This window comes from Microvirga aerilata (genome assembly GCF_016743775.1).
GTDB classification, from domain to species: Bacteria; Pseudomonadota; Alphaproteobacteria; order Rhizobiales; family Beijerinckiaceae; genus Microvirga; species Microvirga aerilata.
The window spans coordinates 1-867 of record NZ_JAEQMY010000327.1 but is presented as its reverse complement, the minus strand read 5'-3'; the positions used below and the strand labels follow the sequence as shown (position 1 = coordinate 867).

1 protein-coding gene is annotated in these 867 nt (G+C 55.2%); it reads left to right on the top strand.

The annotated features are described in order from the left end of the window. Nucleotides 1–637 precede the first annotated feature (637 nt). Nucleotides 638–867 (top strand): tetratricopeptide repeat protein (locus JKG68_RS32630; protein WP_202066608.1); only part of this gene is annotated, 230 nt, incomplete at its 3' end.

Sequence of the window (867 nt, the reverse complement as noted above, 5' to 3'; positions counted from 1 at the left end):
AGACGCTCAAGATCGCTGCGGCCCATGACAGCAAGGAATCAGCGAAATCCAGTTCGCGCAAGGGCCTGGGTAATTACGCAGCGGCCGCTGCACCGCCGTCGTGCCAGCTTGTATAGCTTTTTGGACTCCAGTAATTCCTAGTACAACTGAGGCTGCCTTATCAACCCGGCCGCGACATGATGCCGAAGCTGTGATCATTGCTGATCTAACGCAATGTTTGTACGTGTTGGTTTCTGATGTTGTCCTGAGGGTCTGATCCTAGACAATGCTCAAGGTTCCATTAAGGCTGTGTAACTACTAATTGCTGGAGCTTGGCCATCGGGTGCCCGGGTTTTCAAAACCTCGCTGGCGTCTAGAGCTAACAGAGCTGCAGCTTACGCGGCGCTGCTGCAGCCTTTGAACAAGGATAAGACCAGGCATAGGTGACGCGCCTCAAGCTCCGTAACCGCACCGCGTGCGGACGGGCCAACTTTGATCTCCTATATTGGAGTCTGCCCTTGGCAATGTAATCCACGCAAAGCGCCGTGGCGTCAATGCGACGGAAGATCAAAGCGGATGCACTAGACAAATCTTCATCGATGCAGTTGTCATCTATGATGTTCTTTTCAACGGCGACAGTTTACGAAGAAGAATGTGAATGGACGGCGAGTCTCACACAGCACAGCACTTGGCACAGTTGGCCCGGAACCGCGGAGACCGGACGGCATCTCTAGAGTACCTCCGGGCTGCCCTTGCTGCTAATCCAGATCAAACCTACCTCAGACTCGAGGCAGCCGCTGATTTGCGCGAACTCGGCCGGCTTGATGAGGCCGAGGCGGTGCTGCACGAGATCCTCAGGCAGGCGCCTCAGCACCTAGGGGCGCATCT